Origin of the sequence: Pseudoroseomonas cervicalis ATCC 49957, assembly GCF_000164635.1 — a bacterium.
Classification (GTDB): domain Bacteria; phylum Pseudomonadota; class Alphaproteobacteria; order Acetobacterales; family Acetobacteraceae; genus Pseudoroseomonas; species Pseudoroseomonas cervicalis.
Genome location: NZ_GG771097.1, coordinates 1 through 934 on the forward strand (window position 1 = coordinate 1; position 934 = coordinate 934).

The following is a 934-nucleotide window of genomic DNA, read 5'->3' on the forward strand; positions in this document are numbered from 1 at the left end:
CCCTGGGCGGCTTGGCCCTGTGGCGCCGGGCTCTGGGCGGCCTGGCCGGGGCGCGGCTGGGCCTGGTTCTGGTTGGCGGCGGGCTGCGCCGCGGCGAGCCAGGGCGCCAGGCACAGGGCGGCGAAGGCGGAGCTGGAGAACAGGATCGTCTTGCGCATCGGCGGGGTTCCCTTGCTGGGCATGAGGGCCTTTCTGTGGCGGCGACGTCGCGTCGCCCGCCCTGCCTCAACCCCGCACCGCCGCCAACGTTCGCCGATTGAGGCGAAAAAAAGGCAGGCCCGCCCGAAAGCCGCCGGTTTTGGCCAGGCTCGCGCCCGCCTCTCCGGCCAGGGCCGGCTGCGTCGGAACAGGGCGCGCGGTCCGGCCGCCGCCGCTAGCCCCACATGGATTGCAGGATGGTGCGGGGGTCCATCCTGGCGCCGCCGGCGACCCGGTCCAGCTCCGCCTCGGTCAGGCCGGGTGGCGTGGCGAAATCGGCCTCCGTCACCTGGTAGCCGAGCGCGCGGGCTGCCGCTGCGGCGGCGGCGGGGGTGGCGGTGCCGCCCAGAGGGGCCAGGAAGGCGGCGCGCGCCGCCTCGCTCGCATGGTCGGCCCGGAAGCGGGCCAGGTCCGGGGAGGCCATCGGCCGTGCTCCATCCTGTGCGTCAGTACTGGGGCGAGGCTAGCAGCGCGTGGCGCGGCGTTGAAGCGCGCCGCCATGCCCGGCGGCGGATTGTCCAGCCCCGCTCACCGCGCTGTCCAGCGTGGCGCCGATACCGGCCGGGCGACGGCGGCGCCACCTGTCCGGGCGGCGCGCCGGGCGGTCCGGCCGCCCTGCTTCCCACCCCATCGGAGGATCGCATGCGCCGCATGTCCGGACCCCTCGCCACCCTTCGCCACCCGCTGTTGCTGGCCCTGCCTCTGGCCCTGCCGCTGGCGGCCGCCCCCGCCTGGG

At 76.6% G+C, this 934-nt stretch carries 2 protein-coding genes; both read right to left on the reverse strand.

Going from position 1 to position 934, the window contains the following annotated elements; genetic code table 11:
* A partial coding sequence (locus HMPREF0731_RS24720) for a hypothetical protein (protein WP_157136286.1) occupies positions 1-182 on the reverse strand: 182 nt, incomplete at its 3' end.
* Between the two features lie 191 nt (positions 183-373).
* Entirely contained in the window at positions 374-622 is a 249-nt protein-coding gene (locus tag HMPREF0731_RS21935; protein ID WP_007006455.1) for a hypothetical protein, read from the reverse strand.
* Positions 623-934 lie beyond the last annotated feature (312 nt).